Below are 998 nucleotides of genomic sequence, written 5' to 3'. Positions count from 1 at the left end.
CGCTCTGAACTCTTAAACTAATTGCTCCCTTAATTAATGATAAATCATTTTCTTAAGTAGCTTCCCTTCCGACTGGGACGCATTATACGCGCTTTGAGATGAGGGTCAAGGTAATATTAACTTTTATTTTATAGTTATTATAACTAACTGAAATAAATCACTTTGATCAAACTCTACTCATCCTTTCAAGGTTAGAATAATTAATCTCTCTATATAGACTACAAAATAGCATGTATACAGATGAAAAAATATATTTATACTTTTTGAATCTTGGATAGATCGGTATTACTATTTAGTTTGGGACGTGCGAGGGTCAATTCTAGAGGCTAGAAACAAGTTGCACCCCTCTCTGGCCACTAAGGATAGTCATTGATCTTTCCTCTTAAAACAGGTTTTGCTACACAGGTCACATCAACCTAAGAAACCAATGTGAGATCGTAGAAAGCTCCTACTAAACAAATTAGAGATATTTCAGAAATAAAGAGCTGACGAACGACGGGAGCGTTATTAGGGCAAAGCATATTAACTGTGAGCACAGCCTTGTAGTCAAAATATCCTAAAATCGCTATGATAATGCTGATATCAATTTTTTGTAGCCTCTGTTTGCGCAGGCACAGCAAGCAAGAAAAATAGATATCAGCAGTGCGTGATGTGTCTATATTACTTTTCACTGACTCTTGTCTTGCGTCGGGCGAAACAGTGTTTCTCTTGTTCCTCCTCAAGGCAGCACAAGAGATCTACAGGCATAGCCTTCCGTCTTGCGCTGCGGACGACTGTCTCCCAGACAGTCGTTATTCCTTGCTCACCTTCAAATAGGATTTACTGTGTAGGTCACTAGGAATAAAAGATAAAAAAAAGAGCCATCCAATTAAGGATGACTCTTTTTAGAATAGAGAGCTGACGATGACCTACTCTCACATGGGCGAACCACACTACCATTGGCGCTACGATGTTTCACTTCTGAGTTCGGGAAGGGATCAGGTGGGGCCATCGCGCTA

1 rRNA gene is annotated in these 998 nt (G+C 39.8%); it reads right to left on the bottom strand.

The window, feature by feature from the left end:
* Positions 1-895 precede the first annotated feature (895 nt).
* A 5S ribosomal RNA gene (gene rrf, locus HQR03_RS14070) occupies positions 896-998 on the bottom strand; the annotation flags it as partial.

Origin of the sequence: Psychrobacter okhotskensis (assembly GCF_013248965.1) — a bacterium.
GTDB lineage: Bacteria > Pseudomonadota > Gammaproteobacteria > Pseudomonadales > Moraxellaceae > Psychrobacter > Psychrobacter okhotskensis.
Note: the sequence above shows the minus strand (reverse complement) of the source record. Positions and strands in the feature narration are given on the sequence as shown.